The organism is Acinetobacter sp. 826659 (assembly GCF_000588515.1).
In the GTDB taxonomy this organism is placed as follows: domain Bacteria; phylum Pseudomonadota; class Gammaproteobacteria; order Pseudomonadales; family Moraxellaceae; genus Acinetobacter; species Acinetobacter pittii.
This window is the reverse complement of sequence record NZ_JFYD01000001.1, coordinates 84,328-110,773: the sequence shown is the minus strand read 5'-3', so window position 1 is coordinate 110,773 and position 26,446 is coordinate 84,328. Positions and strand designations below refer to the sequence as shown.

Below are 26,446 nucleotides of genomic sequence, written 5' to 3'. Positions count from 1 at the left end.
GGAGGCAAATATGGCGTCTCAGGATTACGCTGCACCAAATAAAAGTATCGATGCTCAAGCATTAATTAATGATGCTCCACTCAGTAAGTATCAATGGATGATCGCAATCATCTGTTTCTTAATTATTTTTACTGATGGTATTGATACTGCTGCAATGGGTTTTATTGCACCAGCTTTGGCACAAGACTGGGGAGTTGATCGCTCTCAGTTAGGACCAGTGATGAGTGCTGCACTTGGTGGAATGATTATTGGAGCTTTGGTTTCTGGTCCGACAGCTGACCGTTTTGGTCGCAAAATCGTACTGGCTTTTTCGATGCTTGTATTTGGTGGCTTCACCTTGGCATCTGCTTATGCAACTAACTTAGATAGCCTTGTCGTTTTACGCTTTTTGACAGGTATTGGGCTTGGTGCAGCGATGCCAAATGCTACCACATTATTTTCTGAATACTGCCCAACACGTATTCGTTCATTACTCGTGACCTGTATGTTCTGTGGTTATAACTTAGGTATGGCAACCGGTGGTTTTATCAGTAGTTGGCTGATCCCGACTTATGGTTGGCACAGTCTATTTTTACTTGGTGGCTGGTCACCTTTGATCTTAATGATTTTAGTGATTTTAGTTTTACCTGAGTCTTACCGCTTTTTAATTGTGAAAGGTAAGAATCCTGAAAAAGTACGCAAAATCTTAAATCATATTGCGCCAGCTCAGATCCAAAATGCGACTGCATTTCACGTACCTGAAGAGAAAACCGAGACAGCTCAAAAGAAAAATGTCTTTGGAATTATGTTTTCTAAACCATATGCGAAAGGAACACTTTTACTTTGGTTGACCTATTTCATGGGGCTCGTGGTTGTTTACTTGCTTACAAGCTGGTTACCAACGCTTATGCGTGAAACAGGTGCCTCAATGGAGCGTGCTGCATTTATCGGTGGATTGTTCCAGTTCGGTGGTGTGGTAAGTGCCTTGTTTATTGGTTGGGCGATGGACAAATTCAACCCGAATCGAGTGATTGCTATTTTCTACTTTGCTGCAGGTCTATTTGCGATTGCTGTTGGTCAAAGCTTAGGAAACTCAACATTACTTGCAGTATTGGTGCTTTGTGCGGGTATCGCAATTAACGGTGCGCAATCTTCAATGCCTGCGTTAAGCGCTCGTTTTTATCCAACGCAGTGCCGTGCAACTGGCGTGTCTTGGATGACTGGTATTGGACGCTTCGGTGCGGTATTTGGTGCTTGGATTGGGGCTGTACTACTCGGCAATGATTGGTCGTTTACCGCCATTCTTAGTTTATTACTAATTCCAGCGACTGCTGCGGCTGTTGCTGTATTTGTTAAATCAATTGTTGCGCATACCGATGCAACTTAATAGAGGTCTATCACAATGAATGATGAACAACGCTATAAACAAGGCATTGAGGTGCGGACTGAAGTTTTGGGTGAAAAGCATGTTGGTCGGTCTTTGCAAAATCTGAATGACTTTAACCAAGATTTTCAAAATTTTATTAGCCGTTATGCATGGGGTGAGGTGTGGTCTCGTCCGGGCTTACCGCGTCATACACGTAGTTTAGTCACTATCGCAATTTTATTAGCGCTTGGTCGTGAAGACGAACTACGCATGCATTTACGTGCTTGCTTTAACAATGGTGTAACTAAAGAAGATTTAAAAGAGCTGATCTTACACAGTTCACTCTATGCAGGTTTACCTGCTGCAAACGCTGCAATGCATATGGCTGAAGAAGTCTTTAAAGAGTTGGGGATAGAGGTAAACCCAATTGCAGCGAAAGAACAGGATTAAGGAGATAAAGATGTCACAACATAGCTGGGGTGCTTACGCCCAACGTAATACAGATGATCATCCACCAGCGTATACGCCAGGTTATAAAACAAGTGTATTACGTTCGCCAAAAAATGCATTGATCTCAATTAATGAGACTTTAACTGAAGTTACTGCACCACATTTTTCTTCAAATCTGTTTGGCCCAAAAGATAACGATTTGATTTTGAACTATGCCAAAGATGGTTTGCCAATTGGTGAGCGTGTCATTGTTCATGGCTATGTTCGTGACCAATTTGGTCGTCCTGTAAAAAATGCACTTCTAGAAGTATGGCAGGCCAACGCTTCTGGTCGTTACCGTCATCCAAACGACAAGTTTATTGGTGCAATGGATCCTAACTTTGGTGGTTGTGGTCGTACCTTAACTGATGAAAACGGTTTTTATATTTTCCGTACCATTAAACCGGGTCCATACCCATGGCGTAACCGTATTAATGAATGGCGTCCTGCACATATTCATTTCTCTTTAATTGCTGATGGTTGGGCTCAGCGCCTAATTTCGCAGTTTTATTTTGAAGGCGATACGCTCATTGACACTTGCCCGATCTTAAAAACAATCCCTTCTGAAGATCAACGTCGTGCCTTGATTGCACTAGAAGATAAAAACAACTTTATCGAAGCTGATAGCCGTTGTTACCGTTTTGACATCACTTTACGTGGCCGTCGAGCGACTTACTTCGAAAACGAATTGACTTAATCGGGAGCACGAGCATGAATAACTGGAATTTTCAGGAACTAAAAGAAACTCCATCTCAAACAGGTGGACCTTACGTTCACATTGGCTTATTGCCACAACAAGCAAATATTGAAGTGTTTGAAAACAACTTTAATAACCAGTTAGTACAAGATCAGACCAAAGGTGAGCGTATTCGTCTTGAAGGCCAAGTGTTTGACGGATTAGGTTTACCGCTACGCGATGTGCTGATCGAAATTTGGCAAGCCGATGCGAATGGTATTTATCCAAGTCAGGCAGATACGCGTGAGCAAAAAGCTGATCCTGCATTTCAAGGTTGGGGCCGTACAGGTGCAGACTTTGAAACGGGTGTTTGGAGCTTTAATACAATTAAGCCGGGCGCGACAGCAGGCCGTAAAGGTTCAACTCAAGCACCTCATATTGCATTAGTCATTTTCGCTCGCGGTATTAACTTAGGTCTTCATACACGAGTTTATTTTGACGATGAAGCAGAGGCAAATGCCAATGACCCGATTCTAAATAGCATTGAATGGGCACCACGTCGCCAAACACTTATTGCAAAACGTTTTGAAGAAAATGGTGAAGTTGTTTACCGCTTTGATATTCGCATTCAAGGTGATGACGAAACTGTATTTTTTGATATTTAAGAAACACCTAAGGCTACACCTGATTATTCAAGGATGCGTGTAGCCTTTTTAAGGATGAACCATATGAACATGAAAACATTATTAAGCTTAAGTTTGCTTGCACTCCCATTTTTTACAGCACAGGTGAATGCTGACCCTGTTGCTTTAGCCGCTCAAACACACCCTGCCGCTACAGCCGTTAAAACGATTGTTCCGATTACCGCAAAAACCAAAGAACAAGCTTTGGCACAAGCTCAGGTCATTGCAAATACAGCAGATGCTGATTTGGCAGAGTTTCGTATCGATTTACTCAGTTTTGCGAGTGATACGAAACAAGTGATTGCATTGGGGCATGAATTAAAAAAGATTCTAGGTAATAAACCAATGATCGCCACAATTCGTACCAAAAACGAAGGTGGCCAGCTTGAAATTAGTGATGTGGATTATGGTAAGACTTATCAGGCTTACTTAAAGAATCCGTTCATGGACTGGTTAGATGTTGAAATGTTCCGTGATCAAAAAGTAGTTTCAGAAATTGTTCAAAAAGCACATCAAAAGAAAGTGCTGATTGTCATGTCTAATCATGACTTCCAAAAAACACCAAGCCAAGATGAAATTGAAAAACGCTTGTTAAAACAAGATCAAATGGGCGCAGATATTCTCAAAATTGCTGTAATGCCTAAATCTAAACAAGACGTTTTCACTTTAATGAACGCAACTTTAAAAGTAAGCCAGCAAACCACTAAACCTTTATTGACGATGTCAATGGGGCAATTAGGTACGATTTCTCGTGTTGCGACTGCCAATATGGGCGGAAGTTATAGCTTTGGCATGATTGGTCAGGCTTCTGCACCGGGTCAAATTGATGTGACCAAGCTCAAACAGATTTTACAAACCGTTCAACCAACCAACCCATAAATCATAAGGATATGATGAAATGACTACATTACGTTTAACTACCCTTGCATTAGGTTTGATGGTTTCAGGAGTAGCTGCGGCTCAAACTTATGTGGTTGACCGTTATCAAGACGATAGCAATAAAGGCTCTTTACGCTGGGCCATTGAACAAGCCAATGCAAACCCAAGCGAAGCTAGCGACATTTTGATTCAAGCAGTAGGCAAAGCACCTTATGCGATTAAATTAAACAGCGCACTTCCTGAAATTAAAGCTCCAGTTAAAATCATTGGTACACAGTGGGATAAAACTGGTGAATACATCGCAATTGATGGTTCAAACTATATTAAAGGCGAAGGTGCAAAAGCTTGTCCTGGTGCAAACCCTGAACAGTACGGTACCAATGTACGTACGATGACTTTACCAGGATTGGTACTACGTGACGTCAACAATATCACTTTAAAAGGTTTAGACATTCATCGCTTCTGTATTGGGGTATTGATTAACCGCTCGAGTAATAACCTGATTCAACACAACCGTATTAGTAACAACTACGGGGGTGCTGGTGTCATGCTCACTGGTGATGATGGTAAAGGTAACCCAACCGCAACCACGACTAATAACAACAAAGTTTTAGATAACATTTTCCAAGACAATGGAGATGGTTTAGAACTGACACGTGGTGCTGCTTTTAACTTAATTGCGAATAACCATTTTGTTTCAACCAAAGCAAATCCAGAACCATCACAAGGTATTGAAATTTTGTGGGGTAATGACAATGCCGTAGTTGGTAATAAATTCGAAAACTATTCAGATGGTTTACAGATTAACTGGGGCAAACGTAACTATATCGCCTACAACGAAATGACCAATAACTCGATTGGTTTCAATATGACGGGTGATGGCAACATTCTTGATAGCAATAAAGTACATGGTAACCGTATTGGTGTAGCCATTCGCTCTGAAAAAGATGCAAATGCAAGAATTACATTGACTAAAAACCTGATTTGGGACAATGGTAAAGATGTTAAACGTTGTGAAGCAGGTGGTTCATGTGTACCAGATCAGCGTTTAGGGGCAATTGTATTTGGAGTACCTGCACTTGAGCATGCAGGATTTGTAGGTTCTCGTGGTGGTGGGGTGGTTGTCGACCCATCTAAACAACAAAAAACATGTACTCAGCCAAATCAACAGGACTGTAATGCTCAGCCGAATCAGGGTATTAAAGCTCCTAAGTTAACAGCGAATCAAGGTTCAGTTACAGTAGAAGTTAATGGCTTACCAAATCAACGCTATCAAGTTGAGTTTTTTGGCAACCAAAATGCAGCATCAAAAGAAGCTGAGCAATATTTAGGAACAATAACAGTAGCTACAGATACCGAAGGTAAAGCAAAAGCCAATTGGAAACCAACAGTCAAAGTTGCCTCAATTACAGCAAATGTAACTGATCGCTTCGGTGCTACATCTGAGCTCGGGTTTGTGCAAGTTAAATAACAAAAAAATAAAGCGCCTCAAAACAGGGGCGCATCTCAGAAAAGACAAAAGGGACTTGAAATGCCAAATGTAATGAAATTGAGTGTGCTAACAATTGCTGTATTGGGCAGCCAATTTGCACTTGCAAATGAGCCGTGGTCACAAGACCGTCAATGGTTGCTTGGTGATTGGAATGGAAAACGCCAGCAATTAGAGCAACAGGGCTATAAATTTACTGCTTCAATTATGAGCCAAAGCGCCACCAATTTAGATGGTGGTTACAACGACAGCAATACTTTTGAAAATGCTGCACAACTTTCTTTAGGTGCAAACCTAGATTTAGAAAAAATTGCTGGATGGAAAGATACAACAGCGAGCCTAGTCGTGACCAAACGTGACGGAAATGCGCTTACTTTGGAGCGTATTAAAGACCCACGTTCTAGCCAATTGGGCAATGCTCAAGAAATTTATGGTCGCGGTAAAATCTGGCGTCTGTCTCAAGCATGGGTGAAGAAGGGCTTTGTTGATAATACTGTACAGGTCAAATTTGGTCGTATGGGAATGTCAGAGGACTTTAATAGTTCTCAATGTGAATTTCAGAACTTATTGCTTTGCGGTGGGCAGTTAGGAAAATCAATCGGTTCAATTTGGTATAACTCACCAGTAGGTGTTTGGGCGACAAACGTTAAATATCAGTTTGCACCTGAATGGACTTTGGGATTGGGTGTGTATGAAGTAAATCCAGACAACATTAAAACCGAATCAAATAGTGATGGTTTTAATCTGGATATGAACAATGTGAAGGGTGCAACCATACCGGTTGAGCTGGCGTGGAAACCAAAACTTGCTGCTTTCAATGGCTTGCCGGGAGAATATAAAGTAGGTGCACTGTATTCGACCGCAGAAGCCAATGATATTAAAACTGCGGGTAAGGTTCATGATGGAAAACAAAGTTTCTGGATTAATGCACAACAACAACTGACGAATAAAGGCCAAGATCCGAAACGCGGTTTATATGTAAGTTTTAATGGTGTTGTAAATGATAAAGCAACAACTTTTGTTCAAAGTACGCAACAGCTTGCTCTTTGGTATAAGGGACCGTTTGATAGCCGTCCAAATGATTCGATTGGTTTTGGTATAGCCAATTATGTAGTTAATGACCGTGCTAAAGATAAACAGATCGCAACAAATGAAAGTCGTGGATACTATAGCTATGATTCGATTGCATCTGACTATATTCCGATTCAAGACGACGAGCTAAATGTCGAGTTGAATTATACCTATCAATGGTCTCCGGCCGTCATGTTACGTCCAAACATTCAATATATTCATCAACCTGCTGGTGTAAAAGAAGTTGATGATGCTTGGGTGGCTGGTCTTAGTGTGAAAGTCAATTTTTAACAATATTGATGGCTGGTTAGACATAGTTTAACTGGCCCAAATGCTTGAACTATTCGGGTTCAGTATATGTGGAGTAGGATCTATGTCTGAGTCAGATTCTAAGTTTCATATCTTATTCAAAATATGGTGTTTTATATTAGGTCTAGTTTTATTGGCTACTGGTGTTTTTTACATCGTAGGTGGTGGAAAGCTAGTATCTCTTGGTGGTTCTTGGTATTTCCTTATAGCAGGATTATTTATTACCATTTCTGCAATTAGTATTTTCCGAAAAAAAGCGCTAGGTGTCTGGATTTTTGCGGCTGTTTTTGTTGGTACCGTAATTTGGTCATTTGTTGATGCTGGATGGGAATTTTGGCCATTATTTTCGCGCTTAATGTTTCCTGCTGGTCTTTTTGCTGCCTTGCTATTTACTTTGCCTTCAATCCGACGTTACCAATTTCAAACGAGTTTGGCATCTTCATCCTATGCGGTAGGTGGATTAGTTGTTGTGGGAATGTTGATTGCGCTCTATCAAATGTTCCAACCACATCCAACAGTAGCAAGTTCAGGTGAAAAACTACCTCTAGTACCAGTTGATCCTGCAAAAAAACAGGTAAATTGGGAAAATTATGGTAATGATGCAGGTGGTAGCCGCTTTGTTGCTCTCGATCAAATTAACCGAGATAACGTTCATAAATTAAAAGAAGCTTGGCGCTTTAGAACGGGAGACTTTACAACGGGTAGCGGTAATGGTGCCGAAGACCAAATGACTCCGCTACAAGTTGGAAATAAAGTATTTTTATGTACCCCACATAACAACATTTTTGCGATAGATGCTGATTCGGGCAAACAACTCTGGAAAGCTGAGGTGAACTCTACAGCCGATGCTTGGGAACGTTGCCGCGGTGTTGCATACTTTGATTCAACAAAACCGCTTGTACAACCAACTTTAGCTGGTGCAAATGCAGTAACTGCGGTTGCAACCAATACACAATGTCCACGCCGTGTATATACCAATACACCTGATGGTCGTTTAATTGCAGTGAATGCAGATAACGGTCAGCGCTGTGCTGATTTTGGTGTAAATGGAACGGTTGATTTGCTAGAAGGTCTTGGCGCGGGAACAAAAGCTCCACGTTTTGAAGTGACTTCTGCACCGACTATTGCTGGAACAACTATTGTGGTGGGTAGCCGTATTGCCGACAACGTAGCCGCAGATATGCCAGGTGGTGTTATTCGTGGTTATGACGTGATTACGGGTAAACTTCGCTGGGCATTTGACCCGCGCAATCCAAACCCGAATTATGTTCTTAAACCGGGTGAAACCTATAAACGTAGTTCGGCAAACTCATGGGCTGCAATGTCATATGATCCGCAAATGAATACGGTGTTCTTACCTATGGGTAGTTCATCTGTCGATATTTGGGGTGGTAACCGTAATCCATTAGATCACAAATACAATACTTCTGTGTTAGCACTTGATGCGACAACAGGTAAAGAGAAGTGGGTATATCAAACTGTTCATAACGATTTATGGGACTTTGACTTACCAATGCAACCGAGTCTAGTCGACTTCCCATTAAAGGATGGTACGACTAAACCAGCTGTTGTTATTGGAACTAAATCAGGCCAATTCTTTGTTCTTGACCGAGTAACGGGTAAACCGTTGACTAAAGTAATTGAACAGCCAGTTAAACCTGCCAATATTCCGGGTGAACAATACAGCTTAACTCAACCTCGTTCAGTTGAAATGCCTCAAATTGGTAATCAGACTTTAACTGAGTCAGATATGTGGGGCGCAACGCCGTTCGATCAACTGATGTGTCGTATTAACTTCAAGTCAATGCGTTACGAAGGCTTATTTACTGCACCAGGTACTGATGTTTCATTAAGCTTCCCAGGTTCGTTGGGTGGTATGAACTGGGGTAGCATCGCTTTTGACCCGACTCATCGTTATATGTTCGTGAACGATATGCGCCTTGGCTTATGGATTCAATTGATGGAGCAAACTCCTGAAGATATTAAGATTCAGGCGAATGGTGGAGAGAAAGTAAACACAGGTATGGGAGCTGTACCAATGAAAGGTACACCATATAAAGTGAATAAAAACCGCTTTATGTCGGCTCTAAGCATTCCTTGTCAAAAACCACCATTTGGCACCATGACTGCGATTGATTTGAAAACTCGTCAAGTTGTATGGCAAGTACCATTAGGTACAGTTGAAGATACTGGGCCGATGGGTATCAAGATGGGCTTAAAAGCACCGATCGGTATGCCAACAATTGGTGGGCCTATGGCAACTCAAGGTGGCTTAGTTTTCTTTGCTGCAACACAAGATTACTACTTACGTGCATTTGATTCATCTACAGGTAAAGAATTGTGGAAATCACGCATGCCAGTAGGTAGCCAAGGAACACCAATAAGCTATGTTTCACCTAAAACAGGTAAACAGTATGTGGTTGTTACCGCAGGTGGAGCACGTCAATCACCTGATCATGGTGATTATGTGATCGCTTATAGCTTAGAACAATAATTAAGAAAGGCAAAAGAGAGTATTTCTCTTTTGTCTTACTCTTTAATATATTTTTTATATAAAAGAGTGAAAGTAAATTCTATATTTTTAACTAGATAGCTTTACCAAATAGTAAAAAAGTGCTTGATGTTGTTGCTAAACTTAAAATAGCCTTATGGTCAATTCAACCTGAACGCTAGATATAGCTTAACTATTGACCAGTTTCTTAGGATGTTTTACCTATAAATAAAACCTTAACTTTTATTAAGTTTTGTTTAACTTAACATTGTGAATTTTAATTAAAAATAAACATTATTAAGTTTTAAACTTTAAAAATACGGTGTTTTTTGTTGGAAAAACGAGCTTAAATATATACTTATATTATATTTATATAATTTATTGGGTTGCGCTAGAATGGTCGACGCAGATTATTACTATCGAGTAATAATTTGTATTTCAGGAATTTAAGCTTTTATGGCTTAAGGCTCATCGAAAGATGGGCCTTTTTTTATAGATGAAAGAAAATGTTTTTATCTTGCTCAATAGCCTAAGTAAAATTAAAAGTTAAATAATGAATAAAATCACAAAAATTAGTCTTTAATGACAAGAAGTGTATGATTTGATAAATTAAAGCCACTTGATAATAATAGGTGATGTAATGAGATTTTTAGTTCTTGCAACTCTATCCGGTTTGGCTTTAATGGGTTGCGCTTCTGTTCAGCAAGCTTCGGATACACAAGAAACAATACGCTATGCTTCTAGTCCGTGTTTTGGTGCATGCCCAATTTACTCAGTAGAAGTGGCGCCTACAGGTTTAATTCGTTTTGAAGGTAAACAATATACAAAAACACTTGGTGTTAAAGAAATCCAAGGTAGCGTAAAAGATTATCAAAAACTTGCAGATGAATTAAAAACTTACCGACCTCAAACAGGAACTCAATCTAAAACTGCGGGTTGTCAGCAAACAGCAACCGATATGTCTAGCTATTACATTACTTGGATTCAACCAAATGGTACTGAAACAAAATTAAGCCATTACACAGGTTGTATCTCTCCAGCAAATAATAGATTGAATAAAGTCATGGAAAAATTACCTGAACAATTAGGCATTAAAGATCTAATTTAATGATAAAAGCCCCAAAATCTTGGGGCTTTTTCTTGTTAAGAAGAATTATAAACTCAAAAGTTTTCTATTAAGTATTTCTAAAAGAATAAGCGTATAATACAGATTATAAAAACATATATTGTTAAGAGTGGTTATATGTCAAATATTGTCTATGCCTTTTTGGGTGGTTTATTACTCGGCATCGCAACAGTTGGATATTTATATATAAATGGTCGTATAGCTGGAATTAGTGGATTGCTTGCTCAAGTCATAAATCCTACTAAAGATACTTTTAAAAGTCCTGCATTCTGGTTCATTGCAGGACTTGTGATTACACCTTTCATATATGGTTATTTTTTTCAGCCCGAAATTGAAATTAAAGCCAATACATTTGCACTTATTTTAGCAGGTGTACTTGTTGGCTTTGGAACACGGTTAGGCTCTGGATGTACAAGTGGCCATGGCATTTGTGGTATGAGCAGGCTATCAAAACGCTCGATGATAGCGACAGCAGTTTTTATGTTTGCTGGCATGTTAACCGTTTATATCATTCGTCATGTGCTGGGGTAATCCTATGAAAAACATTTTTGCTTTTATATTTGGTGGTTTGTTTTCATTAGGCTTAATGATTTCGGGCATGTCTAATCCAGAAAAGGTGTTAGGTTTTTTAGATATTTTTGGGCAATGGGATATTAGCTTAATGTTTGTGATGTTAGGCGCGATTGCTGTAGCATTTATTCCATTTCAAAAGGCTATAAAAAGTCCTAAAACGCTTTTTAATGAGAAAATTCAATTACCAACGAATACACAGATTGACCAAAGGTTAATTGTGGGTGCTTTTATTTTCGGTATAGGCTGGGGAATAGCAGGTATATGTCCAGCGCCCGCTTTAACTCTGATTGGATTAGGGCATTTTGAAGCGCTTTATTTTATTGTCGCAATGTTATTAGGAATGTTTATTTACCGAATTTTAAATAAAGGAAATTAAGCCTATGCAACAACCTCTAGTAAAAGATTTTTTTGATGAAAACACCAATACTTTTAGCTATGTTGTTGCAGATTTAGCGACTCTTCAATGCGCTATTATTGATAGCGTGCTTGATTACGATGCCGCATCGGCCACTACAAAAACAACCAATGCTGATCTGATCGTCGATTATGTCTTCGCGCAAAACTTCAAAGTACAATGGATTTTAGAAACCCATGTACATGCGGACCATATGACTGCGGCTCAATATTTAAAATCTAAATTGGGCGGTACAATTGCGATTAGTCAAAAAATCTCGGTAGTACAAGAAACATTTTCGGCTATCTATAATTTTGATTTTAAGAAATTTAATGAAAATCAGCCCTTTGATTATTTGTTTGAAGATTATGAACATTTCAAAATAGGGGAGATAGAAGCCTATAACATTCCTACACCAGGGCATACGCCAGCTTGCTTAAGCTATGTGATCGCTGATGCTGTTTTTGTCGGGGATACTTTATTTATGCCCGATTATGGCTCAGCAAGATGTGACTTTCCTAAAGGAAGTGCTGCTGAGCTTTATGATTCGGTACAAAAACTTTATACACTTCCCGACAATATGCGTATGTTCTTATGCCATGACTATAAGCCCGAAGGCCGTGATGAATATATCTGTCAAACAGATATAAAAACTCAAAAGCAAAGCAATATTCATTTAAATCGACAAGTTTCCAAGGACTCATTCATCAAAATGCGTCAAGAAAGAGATGCGACTTTGGCAATGCCAAAATTAATTTTGCCTTCAATTCAAATTAATATGAATGGTGGAAATTTTCCGGAACCTGAAGCGAATGGCATCCGTTATTTGAAAATCCCTTTCAATTACTTTTAGAAATAGCCTAAGCATTTATTCAGGATCGTTCTATCTATTCAAATAGCCTAAGCAAGATTTAAAGAACTTGTCTCAAATCTCGCGAAGTCTCTTGCAATAGCGGCAGAATATGTTGAATTAAATATTCTTCAGTTGTTTTCATAGTTGGAGAAACAATATTTAAAGCTGCAACCACTTTAAAGTCTTGTCCATAAATCGGTACGGCGAGCGCATGAACTCCTAATTCGTGTTCTTCACGCGAATAACACCAATCTTGTTCTCGAATCTCTTGTAGTAACTCTAAAAATTTATCATTTTCGACATGCGTATATTTAGTTAAACGCTGAAGAGGATATTTTTGGAGCCAGTCCAATTGTTCTTCTTGGCTTAAATGTGCCAGTAAAATTTTACCCGCAGATGTCGCATGAGCAGGTAAGCGGTTACCCAAGTGTAAGCCGTATGGATTTACACGGTCAGTTTGTTGGTGGGCCGCACTACGAGCAATGGTAATGGCTTCATAACCATCAAGTACCATCACCGAATAAATGAGAGAAGTTTGGTTAGTTAGAAGATTTAATAAAGGCTGAGATACTTTCGGAAGCTGGGCTGCACCTAAATAAGCTCCTGAAAATTTAAGAACTTTCGGAGTTAAATAGTAATAGTGACCATCTGACTCAAGATACCCTAAATATTCTAAAGTTAATAAATGACGTCTTGCTGCTGCTCGGGTAAGCCCAGTTTTTTCAGCAGCCATAGAAATGTTTAAACGATGTTGATTACTACTAAAACTATCTAAAATCGCCATGCCTTTACCAATACCAGCAATGTAATCTTCATGACGAATCGTTTTTTTGTTGTCCTGATTCTGGATTATCCGTTCATCTTTACTCATTACTGATCCTTGTACGATAGAAGCTTAGTAGATCAATTTGCTTTAATGAAAAAGTTTAATAATTTCATGTCGCAAAAATTGATGTCTTAAATTATCCCTTAAATCTTCGTGCCAAAACATACCCATTTTAATATTGGTTATCTCAAAAGGCAGAGAATGTAAGCAAATTTCAGGACTATAAGACAAATGCTGCAAAATCATTCGGGGCATAGTGAGTATTGCGTCGGCTTGAGCTCCTAAAACTTGTAATGCCGTTGAATAGTTTTGACAGCGCATAAATACATTTCTAGAGATTTTTTGGTGTTGGTTTAAATAAATATCTTCAAGTAAAGCGCCCGTACGGCGTGACGAAACACCAATGTGCCGACCACTGATATAACTAGCTAAATCGACTTCTTTAAGTTGGCTGCAAATGACAAACTCATCTGTTACCAAATGATCAAAGGTAATTTTTGGAGATAAGTATTGTTCTAGGTCAATCACGAAATCGAGCTGTTGTGTCGCTAAGTCAGTCATAATATGTTTTCGATCGAGTTTCATACTCACAAACTGCAAATCTAAATTAAGATTTTGAAAATGTTGAGCCAGTCTTGGAAGAATAATCGGTTCAATCTCATCATGAACGGCGATTTTTAAGCTTTTTAAACTTGTTGGATCAAAGACATGTTTCTGTTGGCTAATATTTTGGATGGTTAAAAGTGCTTGCTTCACAGTTGGATAAATCTGTTCTGCAAAAGGAGTGGCAGACATTTTATTGCCTACACGTATAAATACATCATCTTCAAGTTGCTGGCGTAAACGCTGCAAAGCATGACTTGCTGCTGACTGCGTAATATTGAGACTACTTGCAGCATTCGAAATACTTTTTTGCTCATAAATCGCGATAAAAAGCGGATATAAATTGATATCAATTCGGTGAAAAAAACTTAGGTCTAGACCATGTAAGTTATGAATATTATTCATGAGATGTTATTTAATAAAATCATTTCATTCATATTAAGTTTCAAGTTATGTTGATGTAAAGACCAGATAATGATGTAAAGGAAAAAGAATGTTTGAACTCTCCAAGAAAGCTCAAGATTTTGCTGAGCGAACAAGAAAATTTATTTTAGAAGAAATAGAACCTGTCGAAGCAAAATTTTGGGAAGAGGTTCATGAGCTAAATCCAGATGGGAACTGGAAAAAATGGCAGTGGCCTGAACTGTTAGAAACTCTGAAAACTAAAGCTAAACAAGCTGGTCTTTGGAATATGTTTTTACCCGATGAAAAACTCGGTGCAGGGTTATCAGTTCAAGAATATGCGCATATTGCTGAATTGACTGGCCGTAGCTTATTGGCACCTACCGTTTTTAACTGTAATGCACCAGATACAGGAAATATGGAATTGTTATGGCGCTATGGTAATGAACAGCAAAAACAGCAATGGTTAGAGCCATTATTGGACGGAAAAATTCGTTCGGTTTTTTGTATGACTGAACCCGATGTTGCGTCAAGCGATGCAACCAATATGCAAGCGACTGCACTCATCGACGGTAATGAAATTGTTTTAAATGGCAAAAAGTGGTGGTCGTCTGGTTTAGGTGACCCAAATGCTAAAGTCATTATTTTTATGGCGCATACCCCAGATGAAACCAAAGACCGCCATCATCAACACTCCATGGTTTTAGTACCGATTGATACCGCAGGTGTCGAAATTCAACGGATGTTACCTGTATTTGGTGACTACGATGCGCCGCATGGACATGGTGAGGTTCACTTTAATAATGTTCGAGTACCTATTGAAAACTTTATTGGTGGAGCGGGGCAAGGTTTTGAAATTGCACAAGGGCGTTTAGGGCCAGGGCGTATTCACCATTGCATGCGTTGTATTGGCGCTGCTGAAAAAGCGCTAGAACTCATGATTGATAGAGGCATGTCTAGAACGGCGTTTGGCAAAGAAATTTTAAAACTCGGTGGAAACCTCGAACGCGTGGCTGATGCTCGAGTCGCCATAGATCAAGCCAGACTTTTAACCTTGTATGCTGCTTATAAAATGGATACTTTAGGCAATATGGCTGCTTTAACAGAAATATCTGCAATTAAAGTGGTCGCTCCGAGTGTTTTAGAAAAAGTAGTCGATATGGCAATTCAGCTACATGGCGGTGCAGGTGTTTCAAGAGATACGCCATTAACAGGTTTCTTTGCCCAAGCACGCAGTTTACGTTTAGCTGATGGTCCAGATGAAGTACATAAAGGCATGATTGCCAAATTAGAGTTGGCCAAACGTGGTTATGGTCGTCATAAGAAAGTATAAGTTTAAAGGAAGTGAATATGTCGGTAATTGATGTAGGCGGTGAAGTACGTGAAGGTGAAGAGCTTGATATTGGGGCAGTTGAAAACTGGTTAAAAAACCAAGGGGTTGAGTTGGTTGGCCCAGCAGTCGTTACTCAATATACGGGCGGGGCGTCGAATTGGACTTATCGTTTAAAATATGAAAATACCGATTTAATTTTGCGACGTCCCCCAAAAGGAACAAAAGCGAAGTCAGCCCACGATATGGCCCGTGAATATATGGTGCAGAAAAATCTTGCGCCTTATTATCCAGTGCTTCCTAAAATGGTTGCACTTTGTCAGGACGAATCGGTCATTGGCTGTGATTTTTATGTCATGGAACGGATTGAAGGCATTATTCCTCGTGCAAAATTACCGCCTGAACTTGGTTTTAATGAAGAAGATGTTCATGAGCTTTGTGTAAATGTTATTGATAAGTTGATTGAGCTACATCAAGTTCCCTATGAGAACACGCCTTTAGCTGAACTAGGCAAAGGTGCGGGATATTGTCGTAGACAAGTTGAAGGTTGGGATAAACGCTATGAAAAAGTCCGCACAATCAACGTTCCTTCATTTAAATATGTCCGAAAATGGCTAAATGATAATATCCCTCAAGACTCGACGACTTGTATTATTCACAATGATTGGCGTTTTGATAATGTGATTTTAGATCCAGAGCATCCAACAGATGTGATTGGGGTGCTGGATTGGGAAATGGCGACCTTGGGGGATCCATTAATGGATTTGGGCAGTGCTTTGGCCTATTGGGTTGAGCCAACGGATAATATGATTTTTAGATCAACACGCCGTCAGCCGACTCACTTAAAGGGAATGTTCTCTCGCAAAGAAGTCGTTGACTATTATTTGCAAAAAACAGGTCTGGAGCCTCAAAACTGGGCTTTTTATGAAGTCTTCGGTGTATTCCGTTTAGCCGTGATTGCCCAGCAAATCTATTATCGTTATTACCATAAACAAACCCGAAACCCCGCTTTTAAAGATTTCTGGATTGTCATTCATGCGCTACATATTCGAGCTTTAAAACTTATCGCGCAGCAAAAACTGCAAGACTCAGAATTTGCTCAGCAATCTCTACAGAAAATACAGGGTATTTTAAGAAAATGACCACAATTTATCTGGTAAGACATGGGCAGGCATCATTTGGCAAAAGTAATTATGATGAGTTGTCTGAAAATGGTGAAGCTCAAGCGACTTTATTAGGCCAATATTTTAAGCAAATATTGAAAGAACAACCGTATGTGGTTGCAGGAACTATGCAGCGCCACGAGCAAACTGCAAAGCTCGCACTCAATGAATGCTTTCCAGGTGCGGTAATTCATCATAATAATTTATGGAATGAGTTTAACCACCAACAGGTTTTTGCACGTTATGAGCCACGTTTTGAACAGCCTGAATTGTTAAAAGCTGACGTAGCACAAGAACAGAACCCTCGCGCATATCTTGCCAAAATATTTGAAGGCGCTATTGGACGATGGACAGATGGAGATTTTCATCATGAATATGATGAGTCTTGGCCACACTTTAAAGAAAGAGTCGAAACGGCGCTACAGCAACTTTGTGATGAGTTGGCAAAAACCAAACCTCGTTATGCAGTCGTTTTTACCTCGGGTGGCGTGATTTCCGTAGCAATTGGCAAGCTGCTTGAACTGAGCCCTAATCGAACTTTTGCTTTGAATTGGGCAATTGCTAATACAAGCCTCACGACTTTACGTTTAGTTGGAAATGAAGCTCAGGTTTTAAGTTTAAATGAACACCATTTTATAAAAGCCGAGCGTCCAGATTTACTGACATGGATTTAAAATAAGGATAAAAGCATGGCGAAGACAATTTTAATTACAGGTGCAAGTTCTGGTTTAGGCGCAGGTATGGCGCATGAATTTGCAGCAAAAGGTTATAACTTGGCGATTTGTGCACGCCGTTTAGACAGATTGGAAGATTTAAAAACGGAACTTGAGAATCAGTACGGTATTAAAGTCATTGCGAAAAGTCTGGACGTTACCAATTACGATCAGGTTTTTGAAGTTTTTCGTGCCTTTAAACAAGAATTTGGCTATTTAGACCGAATTATTGTAAATGCCGGAGTCGGAAATGGTCGCCGTATTGGTAAAGGTAATTTCGAAATTAACAGAGCCACAGCTGAAACAAATTTTATTTCTGCTTTAGCACAGTGTGAGGCAGCGATTGAAATTTTTAGAGCGCAAAATGCAGGTCATTTGGTGGTCATGTCGTCTATGAGTGCGATGCGTGGGTTACCAAAACATTTATCGACCTATGCGGCAAGTAAAGCTGCAGTTGCTCACTTGGCCGAGGGTATTCGTGCTGAATTACTAGATACTCCAATTAAAGTCTCAACCATTTTCCCAGGTTACATCCGAACTGAAATGAATGAAGGTGCTAAACATCTACCTTTTGAAGTAGACGCCAAAACAGGGTGTAAAGCTTTAGTCAAAGCGATCGAAAAACAACCTATAAAAGCTTATGTACCGCAGTGGCCATGGTTACCAATGAGTATTGCCATGAAGGTTTTACCTTTGAGATTGGTTAATAAATTAGGATAAAAAATTACCCCCTAAATTTTAGGGGGTAATTTTTATTTAGAATTTTTTGGTGTAATTGACGAATAAACGGTCTTCGCCAAAGTCATTGCCGTGTTTAACGTTGTAGTCAATACGAATATATTGCAGGGCAAAGCCTTTTAAGAGCGGCTGCTGAAAGGCATAGTTCAGAATGATGTTTGATTCGGTTTCATGGTTTTTCTCACCATTAGCTGCTTTAAAGTCATGACCGTAAACATATTTCACCATTGCGTTTAAGCCGGGAATGTAATCTTTAAAGTCATAGCCATACATGACATGGTAAGACTTTTCATCTTCTTTAAAGAAACCTGTAGCATTCCAGTTAATGAAATAGGTTTCTGGTAAGAAACCATCTGGTAGAGGGTAAGCCGACTCACCAATAATTTGTTGGTAACCCAAACCAAAGGTGTGGTTTTTTACTTTAACTGTTTCAAGTAAACCAATGTTCTGGGCATCAATATCAAAGGTATTGCCGTCATCTTTCGCATTAAAGTATTTAAATTTGGAGGTTAGGGCAAAAGTTGGTTGTTTCCACGTATGCTCAAGCCCTACATAGTGTTTATTGTAGAGATCTTCTAAATTACCAAAATAATATTCGCCCTTCAAAGACGGCGTAAACTGATAGCGCAGGTCAATATAATTTAAGCCATCAGATTCTTTGGTAATTCCATTTGCTGTGAACGAAAACTTTTTAAAATCTTCTTCATTTCGTGGCGAGACTTTTTCAACTCGACCAATTTCGGCATAAAGTTGATCTGAAAGTTGCGACTTAAGATTGGTTCCCCAATATGAAGTGAGTAACTGACGACTAGCATCAACAGCCGTTACAGGTAAATCTAGCCAGAGTTCACCGACACTTAAAAGAGTTTTGTCATAACCTAGTTTTAAAGTCGCGCCGTATTTTAGATAATCAGATGCTTGAGATTGCGTTTCTTTATTAAAAGGCAAAACAGTATCTGCGACATGTTTGTCTGAACTCAAACGTACGGCGTATTGAACGGAAGCATCAGCTCCAATGGTGATAGGCTTATCTGCTATGACTAGTGGAGTGTCATGCATTTTCGATTTATAAAATAAAGATGCTGCCTGAGACCAACTACCGGTATCTTTAAGGGCGTCATTATCAAAATCACGGTTGATATAGGCATTTTTTAAAGTGAATTTCCACTCATCTTCAGTTTGCTGATTTGGATTTGCAGCCCAAGAACTGCTGCACATAATAAATAAAGTGGCAACAGCTAAAGTGTGTGGTTTAAAACGGTGAAATAATTCCATAATCCATTTCCAAGATATATGCCAGTCCTCGGCATTACGTATTGTGAAATATTGGTGTGGTGTTCCCTAAATTGTTTAAAGGGAACTCCTGCTTTTATAAGTGACTGTTGCTTCAATTAATGTAATTTTTCAAGCTTTATGCTTTCACTAAAGGATTTACAGCCTTTAAAAAGTAGAGCCAAAGCCAGTACACAGGACAAACCACCCACAATAGATAAAGAAGAACCCACCATTAATGGGCTACCAAAAACTTTATCTGTAATAATGGCTACCAGTGTTGTACCAATACCGAGTCCAATTAAGTTACTTACCAAAAGGAAGAGGGCAGAAAGGCGTGCTCTAAATTGGTTTGGGGCTAACATTTGCAAAGCAGTTGCTGAAATCACTAGAGGGAAAGATGCAAAGAACATTGCAGGAATCAATAAGCTAACTGAAAGCCAAAGCTGATCTGTTTGGGTAAAAAATGCAATTGGAATAATCAGGCCAACAATACCAATTACACCTGTGAACATTGGTGCATCTTGGCGACCTTTTTTAATAAACCAGTCATTTAGCCAACCTGCACAAAACACACCTAAGGTATTGGCAATTAACAGAATCGTACCGAGCATATAGCCTGTTTCAGTTGGTGCGAGTTGAAACTTACGAATATAAAATGCAGGTGTCCAGCTAGTCAGGCTGTAGAGTGCCATTGCATAAAAGGTAAAACCTAAATAATGACAAGCAAATGTTTTCGAATGTTTTTTAATAAACTGAAGACATTGTGTGAATTTAACTTGGTCAACTTGTCCATTTTGGTTGAGTTGTTGGCCTTTACGTGCAGGGTCTTTAACGGTCAAAATAAACAGCAAACCAATAATGATGCCGGGTAAACCCACCACTAAAAAGGCAATTTGCCATGCTTTAAGGGCCCCTAATAAAGGAACTTCAATGAGTGTCACGCCTTTAAGCAGGTTAATGACATAACCGCCAACTAAGAAGGCAATACCTCCACCCAAAAAAGCGCCAATTGAATAAATCCCGACAGCACGTCCTAGTTTGTCCTTACTAAACATGTCGCTAAACATTGAATAAGCGGCTGGAGATAACGCAGCTTCACCAACACCGACCGCCATACGGCTTAAGAACAGTTGAATAAAGTTTTTACTTAAACCACAAGTTGCCGTTGCTAGACTCCAAACAATAATCCCGATTGAAATCAGTTTTGGTCGTGAAAAACGATCGGCGATGTAGGCTAAGGGTAAACCCATAACGGCGTAAAACAGTGAGAAGGCGAGGCCATGTAACAAGCTAAATTGTGTATCTGAAAGTTGGAGATCTGCTTTGATGGGTTCAATCATCAGCGCCAAAATTTGGCGATCAATAAATGAAAATATATATGCCAGCATACAAAGTATGACGACATACCATGCATATGCATTGCTTTTCTTCTGTGTCCTTTCAACAGCGATATTACTTTGGTTCATACACTTAATCCTTATGTATAAAACGCTTAAAGAAATTGATATCTAACTTTTATTATTCCTCTAAAATTTTCGATATTTCCCCCTTTTAGATAAGAATAATAAATAGGCTAGAAATGAGTAATTTGGTCTCGTACAGACCGGAAGAGTGCGTCTAAACCCAATTAGGAGTTAATGGGATTTTTAAGATCATGGAATTATTATTTTCTTTTTATATGTAAAATTCCATTACTTATTGAGTATGTTAGAATACCTAAAAAGTATGTTAAGTAATTATATATAGATAAATTTATGATATAAGAGTTTGATTTTATTTATTTTTATTGTTTTAACGAAAGAGCAGCTAAAGAAAAGGAAATTTTTAACTGCTCTAAGAGAGCTAATTTATCCTGATGAGAAATATTTAGCTGGATGGCATCAGGTCAAATAATTTCTTTAACTGGGTATTTAAATTATGTAGCTCGTCTTCTGAAAAAGCATTCAGGATGCCTGCCAAGGTGACCACACTAATTTGATTAATCTGTTCAACCAGCTCAATACCTTTGGCCGTTAATTTCACCATCGAGATCCGTTCATCAGAAGTAGAAGAGTAGACCTCGACAATTCCATCTTCTACCAAGCGATATACAGCTTTTGTTGCCGTCGTTAACTTTAAAGTAGAAAGATTGGCAATGTCGGTAATACTGGCTTCCCCAAGGGCATTAGTGCTTAAAATAATTTTACGGCGTGTATTATCAATACCTAGCTTTTTTATTGATTTTTCAATCAGTTGTGAATACTTTCCATTCACTTGGGAAACCCAAAAAAAAGGGAAATTTTGAATACTCGACGGTTCTTTATTAGGAAGAAATTGTTCTAAATGATCAAGCATAGCTAAGCAATAACTTAGTGAAAAAAGGGTAATCCTATTATAAACAAAATTTTGCATATTTCCTTGAGAACAAATTATAAAAAATACTTGACAATTCCATTAAATTTTCCCATATTTTGATTAATAGATAAAAATACATGGAAAAGTGAATGAATATTGTTAGCCAAAGCGTGCACAAAGGAAGTGGCAAGCTCAAGGTCATGGTCAAGGACACAATTGATATTCAAGGTCTAAAAACCATTGCTGGCAGTCGAGCTTTATTAAATGTTGAAGCTGCTCAAGATGATGCCGAGGTTGTTAAAAACATCTTGAAAGCTGACTGCGAAATTATTGGCAAGACAAATTTGCACGAATTGGCTTTCGGTATTACAGGCATTAACCATGCTTTTGGTACACCTATAAATCCTAAATATCCTGAACTTATTCCAGGTGGCTCTTCGAGTGGTTCGGCTGCGGCAGTTGCTGCTAAACAGGCTGACTTTACTTTAGGCACAGACACTGGCGGCTCTATTCGTATGCCCGCTGCGTGCTGCGGAGTTTTTGGTTTAAAACCGACTTTTGGCCGTGTTAGCAGAAAAGGCGTATATCCGCCGTCAAGTTCTTTAGATTGCGTTGGTCCTTTTGCAAATTCAGTCGAGATGATTGAAAAGGCCATGCAAATTATTGATCCAACTTTCAAGCCTTCTGCATGTACTAGCGCACCAAAACTTGCTGTTTTGGATGTAAGCACAGATGACGTTGTTTGGAATTGTATTTATCAAGCATTTCAAAAAGCGAATTTAGAGACCGTTTTAGAAAAAGTTGAATACTTTGAAGCGGCTTATGACGCAGGCATGCAGATTATTAATTATGAAAATTGGCAAGCTTTTGGTGAATTAACTCAAACGGGCTTAATTGGTTCTGATGTAAATGGTCGTTTATTAAAAGCTGCCGCAACAACTTTAGAGCAAGTGAAACAAGCAGAAGTTGTGAGAGCACAGTTGACCCAAGAACTTGACGCTCTACTAGAAAAATATGATGCATTGGTTCTACCGACACTTCCGCAAATTCCACCGAAAGTTTCTGAAGCTGAAAACACGGTCGCTTTTTTGAATCTTACAGCTTTAGTTCGACCATTTAATTTATCAGGTCATCCAGCCATTTCAGTGCCACTTGAAACCAGTGAAGGTTTACCAGTGGGCTTACAGATCGTATCAAAGCATCAAAAAGATGAGCAATTATGCGCTATAGCTAAATTTTGTGTTGATGCAATGCAATAAATTACAAGGAGTTAGATGATGAATAAGTTGTCTAAAATGGAGTTTGCTTCTCAAGACAAAGCAGTTGACTTAGATGCTTTGTGTCAAGAAATTCGTGAGCGTGCCTGTACAGGTGAATTTGATAATCAGGCGTATGTGAGCCAAGACATTATCGAAAAACTTAAACAAATTGGTGTTTATCGTGCCTTGGTGCCTAAACGTTTTGGCGGGGAAGAATGGTCACCACGTCAGTTTTGTGAGTTGATCGAAACTTTATCTAAAGCTGATGGTTCAGTGGGTTGGGTGGCAAGTTTCGGTATGAGCCCTGCGTATTTAGGAAGTTTGCCTGAAGAAACACTTAAAGAGTTATATCAAAACGGGCCAGATGTTGTATTTGCTGGAGGTATTTTTCCACCTCAACCAGCTGAAATTACCGATGAAGGTGTAGTGGTTCGTGGGCGTTGGAAATTCTCAAGCGGTTGTATGGGAGCGGACATTGTTGGTGTGGGGATTTCACCGCTTAAAAACAATGAAATGCAAGGCTTACCACGTATGGCAGTGATGCCTGCCAAAAAAGCCAAAATCGAAATGACTTGGGACACCGTTGGCCTAAAAGGTACGGGAAGCCATGATTTGGTGGTCGAAGATGTATTAGTCGAAAAGAAATGGACCTTTGTACGTGGTGAACCTTCGAAACTAAGTGAGCCATTTTTTAAATATCCGTCACTGTCTTTAGCGACGCAAGTATTAACCGTGGTGGGTATTGGTGTTGCAGCTGCTGCATTAGAAGAGTTTGAAAAATTAGCACCGGGTAAAGCATCTATTACAGGTGGGTCAGAAATTGCCAACCGCCCCGTGACTCAATATGAGTTCGCTCAAGCTGATGCAGAGTTTCAGGCTGCAAAATCTTGGTTTTATCAAACCATGGATATTGTTTGGAATGAAATTATTGCTGGTCGTGAAGCAACAGCTGAACAGATCAGTGACATGCGTTTGGCATGTACCCATGCAGCACGAGTTTGCGCCAAAGTGACCCGAAAAATGCAAATGCTCGCAGGCATGACAGCGATTTATACCAACAATCCATTTAGCCGTTTTGTGAATGACACCAACGTGGTGACTCAGCATGCATTTATGGGCGATGCGACTTTACAAAATGCAGGCTCAATCAGTTTCGGGTTAAAACCAACCCCAGGTTATTTATAAGTTTAATTTTTAAAAGGATATTGAAATGGAAGCTAAAAAATCATTACGTGTCTTGTTCTGCATGGGTATTAACCAAAACTTTTTTGATGCAGAACCTGCTGAAGCCAAAGCGGTTTGGGCAGCGTTTGGTGAAATGTGGAATGGCATTCATGACTTACCGGGCGTACATGTTTTTGGAAATCTTGATGATGACCAAAGCATGGTTGGCCCAAGTACGGGATGGCCTTGGACAACTTACTTGCTTGCAGATGTTCCGGATATTGAAACCGTACACGCGGCTTGTAACTTGTTTAGAACGACCGTGGTGGGTGAAGGGCCATACAAACTTTGGAAATATTGCAAAGTTGAAGCTCGTGTTGGGCGTGAATTGATTATCCAACGTTAAGGCGATGGCAATGACTGACAAAGTGAATATGGCAGAAATCATAGAGCGACTAGAACAGTTAGAAGCGCACAACGCCATTCGTAACTGCCTGAACCGCTATATGGAAATCTGCGACGAGCTCAATGCAAATACAGACCTTGACGAGCTGATGAATCTTTTTGATCAGGACTGTATTTGGGAAGGTATTGGCGAGAAATATGCCAAATCTTTTGGCCGTTATGCTTCTTGGCAGTCGATTTACGACATGTTTAAAAGCTATACCCAAAAAGAATCTCACTTTGTCATGAATGCACACTTTGTAAATTCAGAACAAATTTATGTAAATCAAAATGATGCAAATGCTTCATGGCTGATGTTGCAGACTTCAACGTTTAAAGATGGCCGTAGTCATCTGAATACAGCAAAGCTCAATGTGAAGTTTCAAAAGCAAGCAGATGGAACATGGAAAATTAAACATTTCCAAACACAGAATATTTTCAGTCGTCCCGTATCGCATTGGCACAGTGAAGCTGAATTGCCGCTACCTTCCCAGGAATGACCCAGGACATATTTAAAAGGACTATTGATATGAACAGTATTATCCCGACGCATAACATTGGCACTGATTACGATGCTTTAGTTCAAAGTGACCGTGCCCATACTTCTCTTTATAAAGATGAACGCATTTTTGATGAAGAAATGGAAAAAATCTTTTATAGCACTTGGGTGTGGGTTGCACATGCGAGTGAAATTCCGGAAGGTGGAAGCTATAAAACCATTAATATCGGTAAACAGCCTGTGGTTGTGGTGCGTGACCGTAAAAAGAAAGTCCATGTACTTTTAAATCGTTGTCGTCATCGTGCAGCAACCGTATGCGAACATAAAAAAGGAAAAACTAATAGTTTTGTATGTCCGTACCACGGTTGGAGTTATGCACTTGACGGTAGTTTACGTGGTGTGCCATCTCCGGAAAGCTACGGCGATTGTTTAGATAAATCAGAATTACCACTGGTGAGTCTACGGGTAGAAGAATATAACGGCATGATCTTCGCTTCATTTAAAGAAGACATTCAACCGCTTGAAGAGTTCCTTGGGCCTGCGAAAAAATGGATTGACCTGTTTATGAAACAGGGCGCGGGTTATCCAATTAAAGTGTTAGGTGAACACCGTTTCCGTTTTCCGGGTAACTGGAAAATCCAGCTTGAAAATACTACCGATGCATATCACTTCCCGTTGGTACATAAGTCATTCTTAAGTTCTGTAGATGAAAAAACCGAAGAACTCTTTAACTTCGAAAACCAACCGGGCTTTGTTGAAGACTTAGGTAATGGTCACAGTGTCATGGTGATGATTCCTGAACTGGTCGATTTAGACGAAGAACTCATGGAACGTCCAATTCAAGAGCGTTTCGAAGACTTGGCTCAAGCTTTGCGCGACGAAGGCCATGAAGAGTTAGAAGTACGCCGTATTGTTCGAGCAGTTGGTGGTTCTGGCTTTAACTTAAATTTATTCCCGAATATTGCATGTTCGATGGCGTTCTTCCGTGTGTTACAGCCAATTTCAGTTGCTGAAACAGAAATTCATCACTCGGTGATTACGATGGATGGTGGCCCGCAAATTGCCAACCAATATCGCTTACGTTTGCATGAACATTTCCAAGGTCCATTTGGTTTTGGTACGCCAGATGACTCAGAAGCTTGGGAACGCGTACAACATGGTGCCAATGCCGGTAATGATTTATGGATCATGCTCAACCGCGGTTTACCGGGTGAAGTCAAAACTGAAGATGGCTTAAAAAGTGATGTCAGTGCTGAAACAGGTATGCGTGCAGCATACCAGCAGTGGAAAAAGATGATGACGGCTTAAGGAGAGAGCA

General features: G+C 39.6%; 26 protein-coding genes. 21 read left to right on the top strand and 5 right to left on the bottom strand.

All coding sequences use genetic code 11. The features are described from left to right. Positions 1-10: 10 nt before the first annotated feature. The 12 genes from J663_RS00530 (at position 11) to J663_RS00475 (ending at position 12,378) form a co-directional block, all read left to right on the top strand. Positions 11-1,366: an MFS transporter gene (locus J663_RS00530; protein WP_032006318.1), complete on the top strand. Its 1,356-nt coding sequence runs from the start codon at positions 11-13 to the stop codon at positions 1,364-1,366. A 15-nt stretch (positions 1,367-1,381) separates the two neighbouring features. Beyond that, positions 1,382-1,795, top strand: a complete 414-nt coding sequence (pcaC, locus tag J663_RS00525) for a 4-carboxymuconolactone decarboxylase (RefSeq protein WP_000997505.1) — start codon at positions 1,382-1,384, stop codon at positions 1,793-1,795. 10 nt (positions 1,796-1,805) lie between these two features. Next, positions 1,806-2,531, top strand: a complete 726-nt coding sequence (gene pcaH / locus J663_RS00520) for a protocatechuate 3,4-dioxygenase subunit beta (RefSeq protein WP_000077913.1) — start codon at positions 1,806-1,808, stop codon at positions 2,529-2,531. A gap of 14 nt (positions 2,532-2,545) precedes the next feature. After that, positions 2,546-3,175 (top strand): protocatechuate 3,4-dioxygenase subunit alpha, encoded by a 630-nt coding sequence (pcaG, locus tag J663_RS00515; RefSeq protein ID WP_002121089.1) that lies wholly within the window; start codon positions 2,546-2,548, stop codon positions 3,173-3,175. Positions 3,176-3,244: 69 nt separating this feature from the next. After that, the gene (gene aroD, locus J663_RS00510; RefSeq protein ID WP_081404589.1) at positions 3,245-4,072 is read left to right on the top strand and encodes a type I 3-dehydroquinate dehydratase; all 828 of its coding nucleotides are present in this window, start codon (positions 3,245-3,247) and stop codon (positions 4,070-4,072) included. Positions 4,073-4,091: 19 nt separating this feature from the next. Then, the gene (locus J663_RS00505) at positions 4,092-5,543 is read left to right on the top strand and encodes a right-handed parallel beta-helix repeat-containing protein (RefSeq protein WP_033847211.1); all 1,452 of its coding nucleotides are present in this window, start codon (positions 4,092-4,094) and stop codon (positions 5,541-5,543) included. Between the two features lie 60 nt (positions 5,544-5,603). Continuing rightward, positions 5,604-6,923, top strand: coding sequence for a carbohydrate porin (locus J663_RS00500; protein ID WP_033847209.1), 1,320 nt, complete (start codon positions 5,604-5,606; stop codon positions 6,921-6,923). A gap of 82 nt (positions 6,924-7,005) precedes the next feature. Then, the gene (locus J663_RS00495) at positions 7,006-9,435 is read left to right on the top strand and encodes a glucose/quinate/shikimate family membrane-bound PQQ-dependent dehydrogenase (protein WP_033847207.1); all 2,430 of its coding nucleotides are present in this window, start codon (positions 7,006-7,008) and stop codon (positions 9,433-9,435) included. A 637-nt stretch (positions 9,436-10,072) separates the two neighbouring features. Beyond that, positions 10,073-10,540 carry a DUF6438 domain-containing protein gene (locus J663_RS00490; protein WP_033847206.1) on the top strand — a complete coding sequence of 156 codons (468 nt, stop codon included), beginning with the start codon at positions 10,073-10,075 and terminating at the stop codon, positions 10,538-10,540. Between the two features lie 135 nt (positions 10,541-10,675). Beyond that, positions 10,676-11,089: a YeeE/YedE family protein gene (locus J663_RS00485; protein WP_033847205.1), complete on the top strand. Its 414-nt coding sequence runs from the start codon at positions 10,676-10,678 to the stop codon at positions 11,087-11,089. A 4-nt stretch (positions 11,090-11,093) separates the two neighbouring features. After that, positions 11,094-11,507: a DUF6691 family protein gene (locus tag J663_RS00480; RefSeq protein ID WP_033847204.1), complete on the top strand. Its 414-nt coding sequence runs from the start codon at positions 11,094-11,096 to the stop codon at positions 11,505-11,507. 4 nt (positions 11,508-11,511) lie between these two features. Then, positions 11,512-12,378 (top strand): MBL fold metallo-hydrolase, encoded by an 867-nt coding sequence (locus J663_RS00475; RefSeq protein WP_033847203.1) that lies wholly within the window; start codon positions 11,512-11,514, stop codon positions 12,376-12,378. Positions 12,379-12,436: 58 nt separating this feature from the next. On the opposite strand, the gene pcaU is transcribed toward J663_RS00475, so the two are convergent. Further along, on the bottom strand, positions 12,437-13,249 hold the full coding sequence (gene pcaU / locus J663_RS00470) for an IclR family transcriptional regulator PcaU (RefSeq protein ID WP_002120879.1): 813 nt from the start codon (positions 13,247-13,249) through the stop codon (positions 12,437-12,439). A 42-nt stretch (positions 13,250-13,291) separates the two neighbouring features. After that, positions 13,292-14,212 (bottom strand): LysR family transcriptional regulator, encoded by a 921-nt coding sequence (locus J663_RS00465; RefSeq protein ID WP_033847201.1) that lies wholly within the window; start codon positions 14,210-14,212, stop codon positions 13,292-13,294. 88 nt (positions 14,213-14,300) lie between these two features. Here J663_RS00465 and J663_RS00460 point away from each other — a divergent pair, with 88 nt between their 5' ends. The 4 genes from J663_RS00460 to J663_RS00445 are packed head-to-tail and all read left to right on the top strand — an operon-like array spanning position 14,301 to position 18,135. Further along, complete coding sequence (locus J663_RS00460) at positions 14,301-15,542, top strand: acyl-CoA dehydrogenase family protein (protein WP_033847199.1); 1,242 nt, start codon at positions 14,301-14,303, stop codon at positions 15,540-15,542. A gap of 17 nt (positions 15,543-15,559) precedes the next feature. Further along, positions 15,560-16,681, top strand: coding sequence for a phosphotransferase family protein (locus J663_RS00455; protein ID WP_033847196.1), 1,122 nt, complete (start codon positions 15,560-15,562; stop codon positions 16,679-16,681). Further along, positions 16,678-17,376, top strand: coding sequence for a histidine phosphatase family protein (locus tag J663_RS00450; RefSeq protein ID WP_033847194.1), 699 nt, complete (start codon positions 16,678-16,680; stop codon positions 17,374-17,376). The genes J663_RS00455 and J663_RS00450 overlap by 4 nt, the downstream gene beginning before the upstream one ends. Positions 17,377-17,391: 15 nt before the next feature. Further along, a complete protein-coding gene (locus tag J663_RS00445) occupies positions 17,392-18,135 on the top strand; it encodes an SDR family oxidoreductase (RefSeq protein WP_033847192.1) in 744 nt (247 codons plus the stop codon). 36 nt (positions 18,136-18,171) lie between these two features. Here J663_RS00445 and J663_RS00440 read toward each other — a convergent pair whose 3' ends face one another. The 3 genes from J663_RS00440 to J663_RS00430 all read right to left on the bottom strand — a co-directional run bounded on the left by J663_RS00440 (position 18,172) and on the right by J663_RS00430 (position 21,762). Further along, positions 18,172-19,428, bottom strand: coding sequence for an OprD family outer membrane porin (locus J663_RS00440; RefSeq protein WP_033847191.1), 1,257 nt, complete (start codon positions 19,426-19,428; stop codon positions 18,172-18,174). A 116-nt stretch (positions 19,429-19,544) separates the two neighbouring features. Continuing rightward, the gene (locus tag J663_RS00435) at positions 19,545-20,894 is read right to left on the bottom strand and encodes a spinster family MFS transporter (protein WP_033847189.1); all 1,350 of its coding nucleotides are present in this window, start codon (positions 20,892-20,894) and stop codon (positions 19,545-19,547) included. A gap of 400 nt (positions 20,895-21,294) precedes the next feature. After that, complete coding sequence (locus J663_RS00430; protein WP_002121038.1) at positions 21,295-21,762, bottom strand: MarR family winged helix-turn-helix transcriptional regulator; 468 nt, start codon at positions 21,760-21,762, stop codon at positions 21,295-21,297. Positions 21,763-21,911: 149 nt separating this feature from the next. Here J663_RS00430 and J663_RS00425 point away from each other — a divergent pair, with 149 nt between their 5' ends. The 5 genes from J663_RS00425 to J663_RS00405 are packed head-to-tail and all read left to right on the top strand — an operon-like array spanning position 21,912 to position 26,436. Next, the gene (locus J663_RS00425; protein WP_033847185.1) at positions 21,912-23,021 is read left to right on the top strand and encodes an amidase; all 1,110 of its coding nucleotides are present in this window, start codon (positions 21,912-21,914) and stop codon (positions 23,019-23,021) included. A 36-nt stretch (positions 23,022-23,057) separates the two neighbouring features. Then, positions 23,058-24,206 carry an acyl-CoA dehydrogenase family protein gene (locus J663_RS00420; protein ID WP_080593013.1) on the top strand — a complete coding sequence of 383 codons (1,149 nt, stop codon included), beginning with the start codon at positions 23,058-23,060 and terminating at the stop codon, positions 24,204-24,206. Between the two features lie 25 nt (positions 24,207-24,231). Then, a complete protein-coding gene (locus J663_RS00415; RefSeq protein ID WP_017481023.1) occupies positions 24,232-24,591 on the top strand; it encodes a hypothetical protein in 360 nt (119 codons plus the stop codon). Positions 24,592-24,595: 4 nt separating this feature from the next. Then, entirely contained in the window at positions 24,596-25,129 is a 534-nt protein-coding gene (locus J663_RS00410) for a nuclear transport factor 2 family protein (RefSeq protein WP_081309571.1), read from the top strand. A gap of 29 nt (positions 25,130-25,158) precedes the next feature. Next, positions 25,159-26,436, top strand: coding sequence for an aromatic ring-hydroxylating oxygenase subunit alpha (locus tag J663_RS00405; protein ID WP_033847177.1), 1,278 nt, complete (start codon positions 25,159-25,161; stop codon positions 26,434-26,436). Positions 26,437-26,446 lie beyond the last annotated feature (10 nt).

Bases quoted from the DNA above. Each gene is read 5' to 3' on its own strand.
- J663_RS00530 (WP_032006318.1), top strand. From the start codon at position 11: ATGGCGTCTCAGGATTACGCTGCACCAAATAAAAGTATCGATGCTCAA.
- pcaC (WP_000997505.1), top strand. From the start codon at position 1,382: ATGAATGATGAACAACGCTATAAACAAGGCATTGAGGTGCGGACTGAA.
- pcaH (WP_000077913.1), top strand. From the start codon at position 1,806: ATGTCACAACATAGCTGGGGTGCTTACGCCCAACGTAATACAGATGAT.
- pcaG (WP_002121089.1), top strand. From the start codon at position 2,546: ATGAATAACTGGAATTTTCAGGAACTAAAAGAAACTCCATCTCAAACA.
- aroD (WP_081404589.1), top strand. From the start codon at position 3,245: ATGAAAACATTATTAAGCTTAAGTTTGCTTGCACTCCCATTTTTTACA.
- J663_RS00505 (WP_033847211.1), top strand. From the start codon at position 4,092: ATGACTACATTACGTTTAACTACCCTTGCATTAGGTTTGATGGTTTCA.
- J663_RS00500 (WP_033847209.1), top strand. From the start codon at position 5,604: ATGCCAAATGTAATGAAATTGAGTGTGCTAACAATTGCTGTATTGGGC.
- J663_RS00495 (WP_033847207.1), top strand. From the start codon at position 7,006: ATGTCTGAGTCAGATTCTAAGTTTCATATCTTATTCAAAATATGGTGT.
- J663_RS00490 (WP_033847206.1), top strand. From the start codon at position 10,073: ATGAGATTTTTAGTTCTTGCAACTCTATCCGGTTTGGCTTTAATGGGT.
- J663_RS00485 (WP_033847205.1), top strand. From the start codon at position 10,676: ATGTCAAATATTGTCTATGCCTTTTTGGGTGGTTTATTACTCGGCATC.
- J663_RS00480 (WP_033847204.1), top strand. From the start codon at position 11,094: ATGAAAAACATTTTTGCTTTTATATTTGGTGGTTTGTTTTCATTAGGC.
- J663_RS00475 (WP_033847203.1), top strand. From the start codon at position 11,512: ATGCAACAACCTCTAGTAAAAGATTTTTTTGATGAAAACACCAATACT.
- pcaU (WP_002120879.1), bottom strand. From the start codon at position 13,249: ATGAGTAAAGATGAACGGATAATCCAGAATCAGGACAACAAAAAAACG.
- J663_RS00465 (WP_033847201.1), bottom strand. From the start codon at position 14,212: ATGAATAATATTCATAACTTACATGGTCTAGACCTAAGTTTTTTTCAC.
- J663_RS00460 (WP_033847199.1), top strand. From the start codon at position 14,301: ATGTTTGAACTCTCCAAGAAAGCTCAAGATTTTGCTGAGCGAACAAGA.
- J663_RS00455 (WP_033847196.1), top strand. From the start codon at position 15,560: ATGTCGGTAATTGATGTAGGCGGTGAAGTACGTGAAGGTGAAGAGCTT.
- J663_RS00450 (WP_033847194.1), top strand. From the start codon at position 16,678: ATGACCACAATTTATCTGGTAAGACATGGGCAGGCATCATTTGGCAAA.
- J663_RS00445 (WP_033847192.1), top strand. From the start codon at position 17,392: ATGGCGAAGACAATTTTAATTACAGGTGCAAGTTCTGGTTTAGGCGCA.
- J663_RS00440 (WP_033847191.1), bottom strand. From the start codon at position 19,428: ATGGAATTATTTCACCGTTTTAAACCACACACTTTAGCTGTTGCCACT.
- J663_RS00435 (WP_033847189.1), bottom strand. From the start codon at position 20,894: ATGAACCAAAGTAATATCGCTGTTGAAAGGACACAGAAGAAAAGCAAT.
- J663_RS00430 (WP_002121038.1), bottom strand. From the start codon at position 21,762: ATGCTTGATCATTTAGAACAATTTCTTCCTAATAAAGAACCGTCGAGT.
- J663_RS00425 (WP_033847185.1), top strand. From the start codon at position 21,912: ATGAATATTGTTAGCCAAAGCGTGCACAAAGGAAGTGGCAAGCTCAAG.
- J663_RS00420 (WP_080593013.1), top strand. From the start codon at position 23,058: ATGGAGTTTGCTTCTCAAGACAAAGCAGTTGACTTAGATGCTTTGTGT.
- J663_RS00415 (WP_017481023.1), top strand. From the start codon at position 24,232: ATGGAAGCTAAAAAATCATTACGTGTCTTGTTCTGCATGGGTATTAAC.
- J663_RS00410 (WP_081309571.1), top strand. From the start codon at position 24,596: ATGGCAATGACTGACAAAGTGAATATGGCAGAAATCATAGAGCGACTA.
- J663_RS00405 (WP_033847177.1), top strand. From the start codon at position 25,159: ATGAACAGTATTATCCCGACGCATAACATTGGCACTGATTACGATGCT.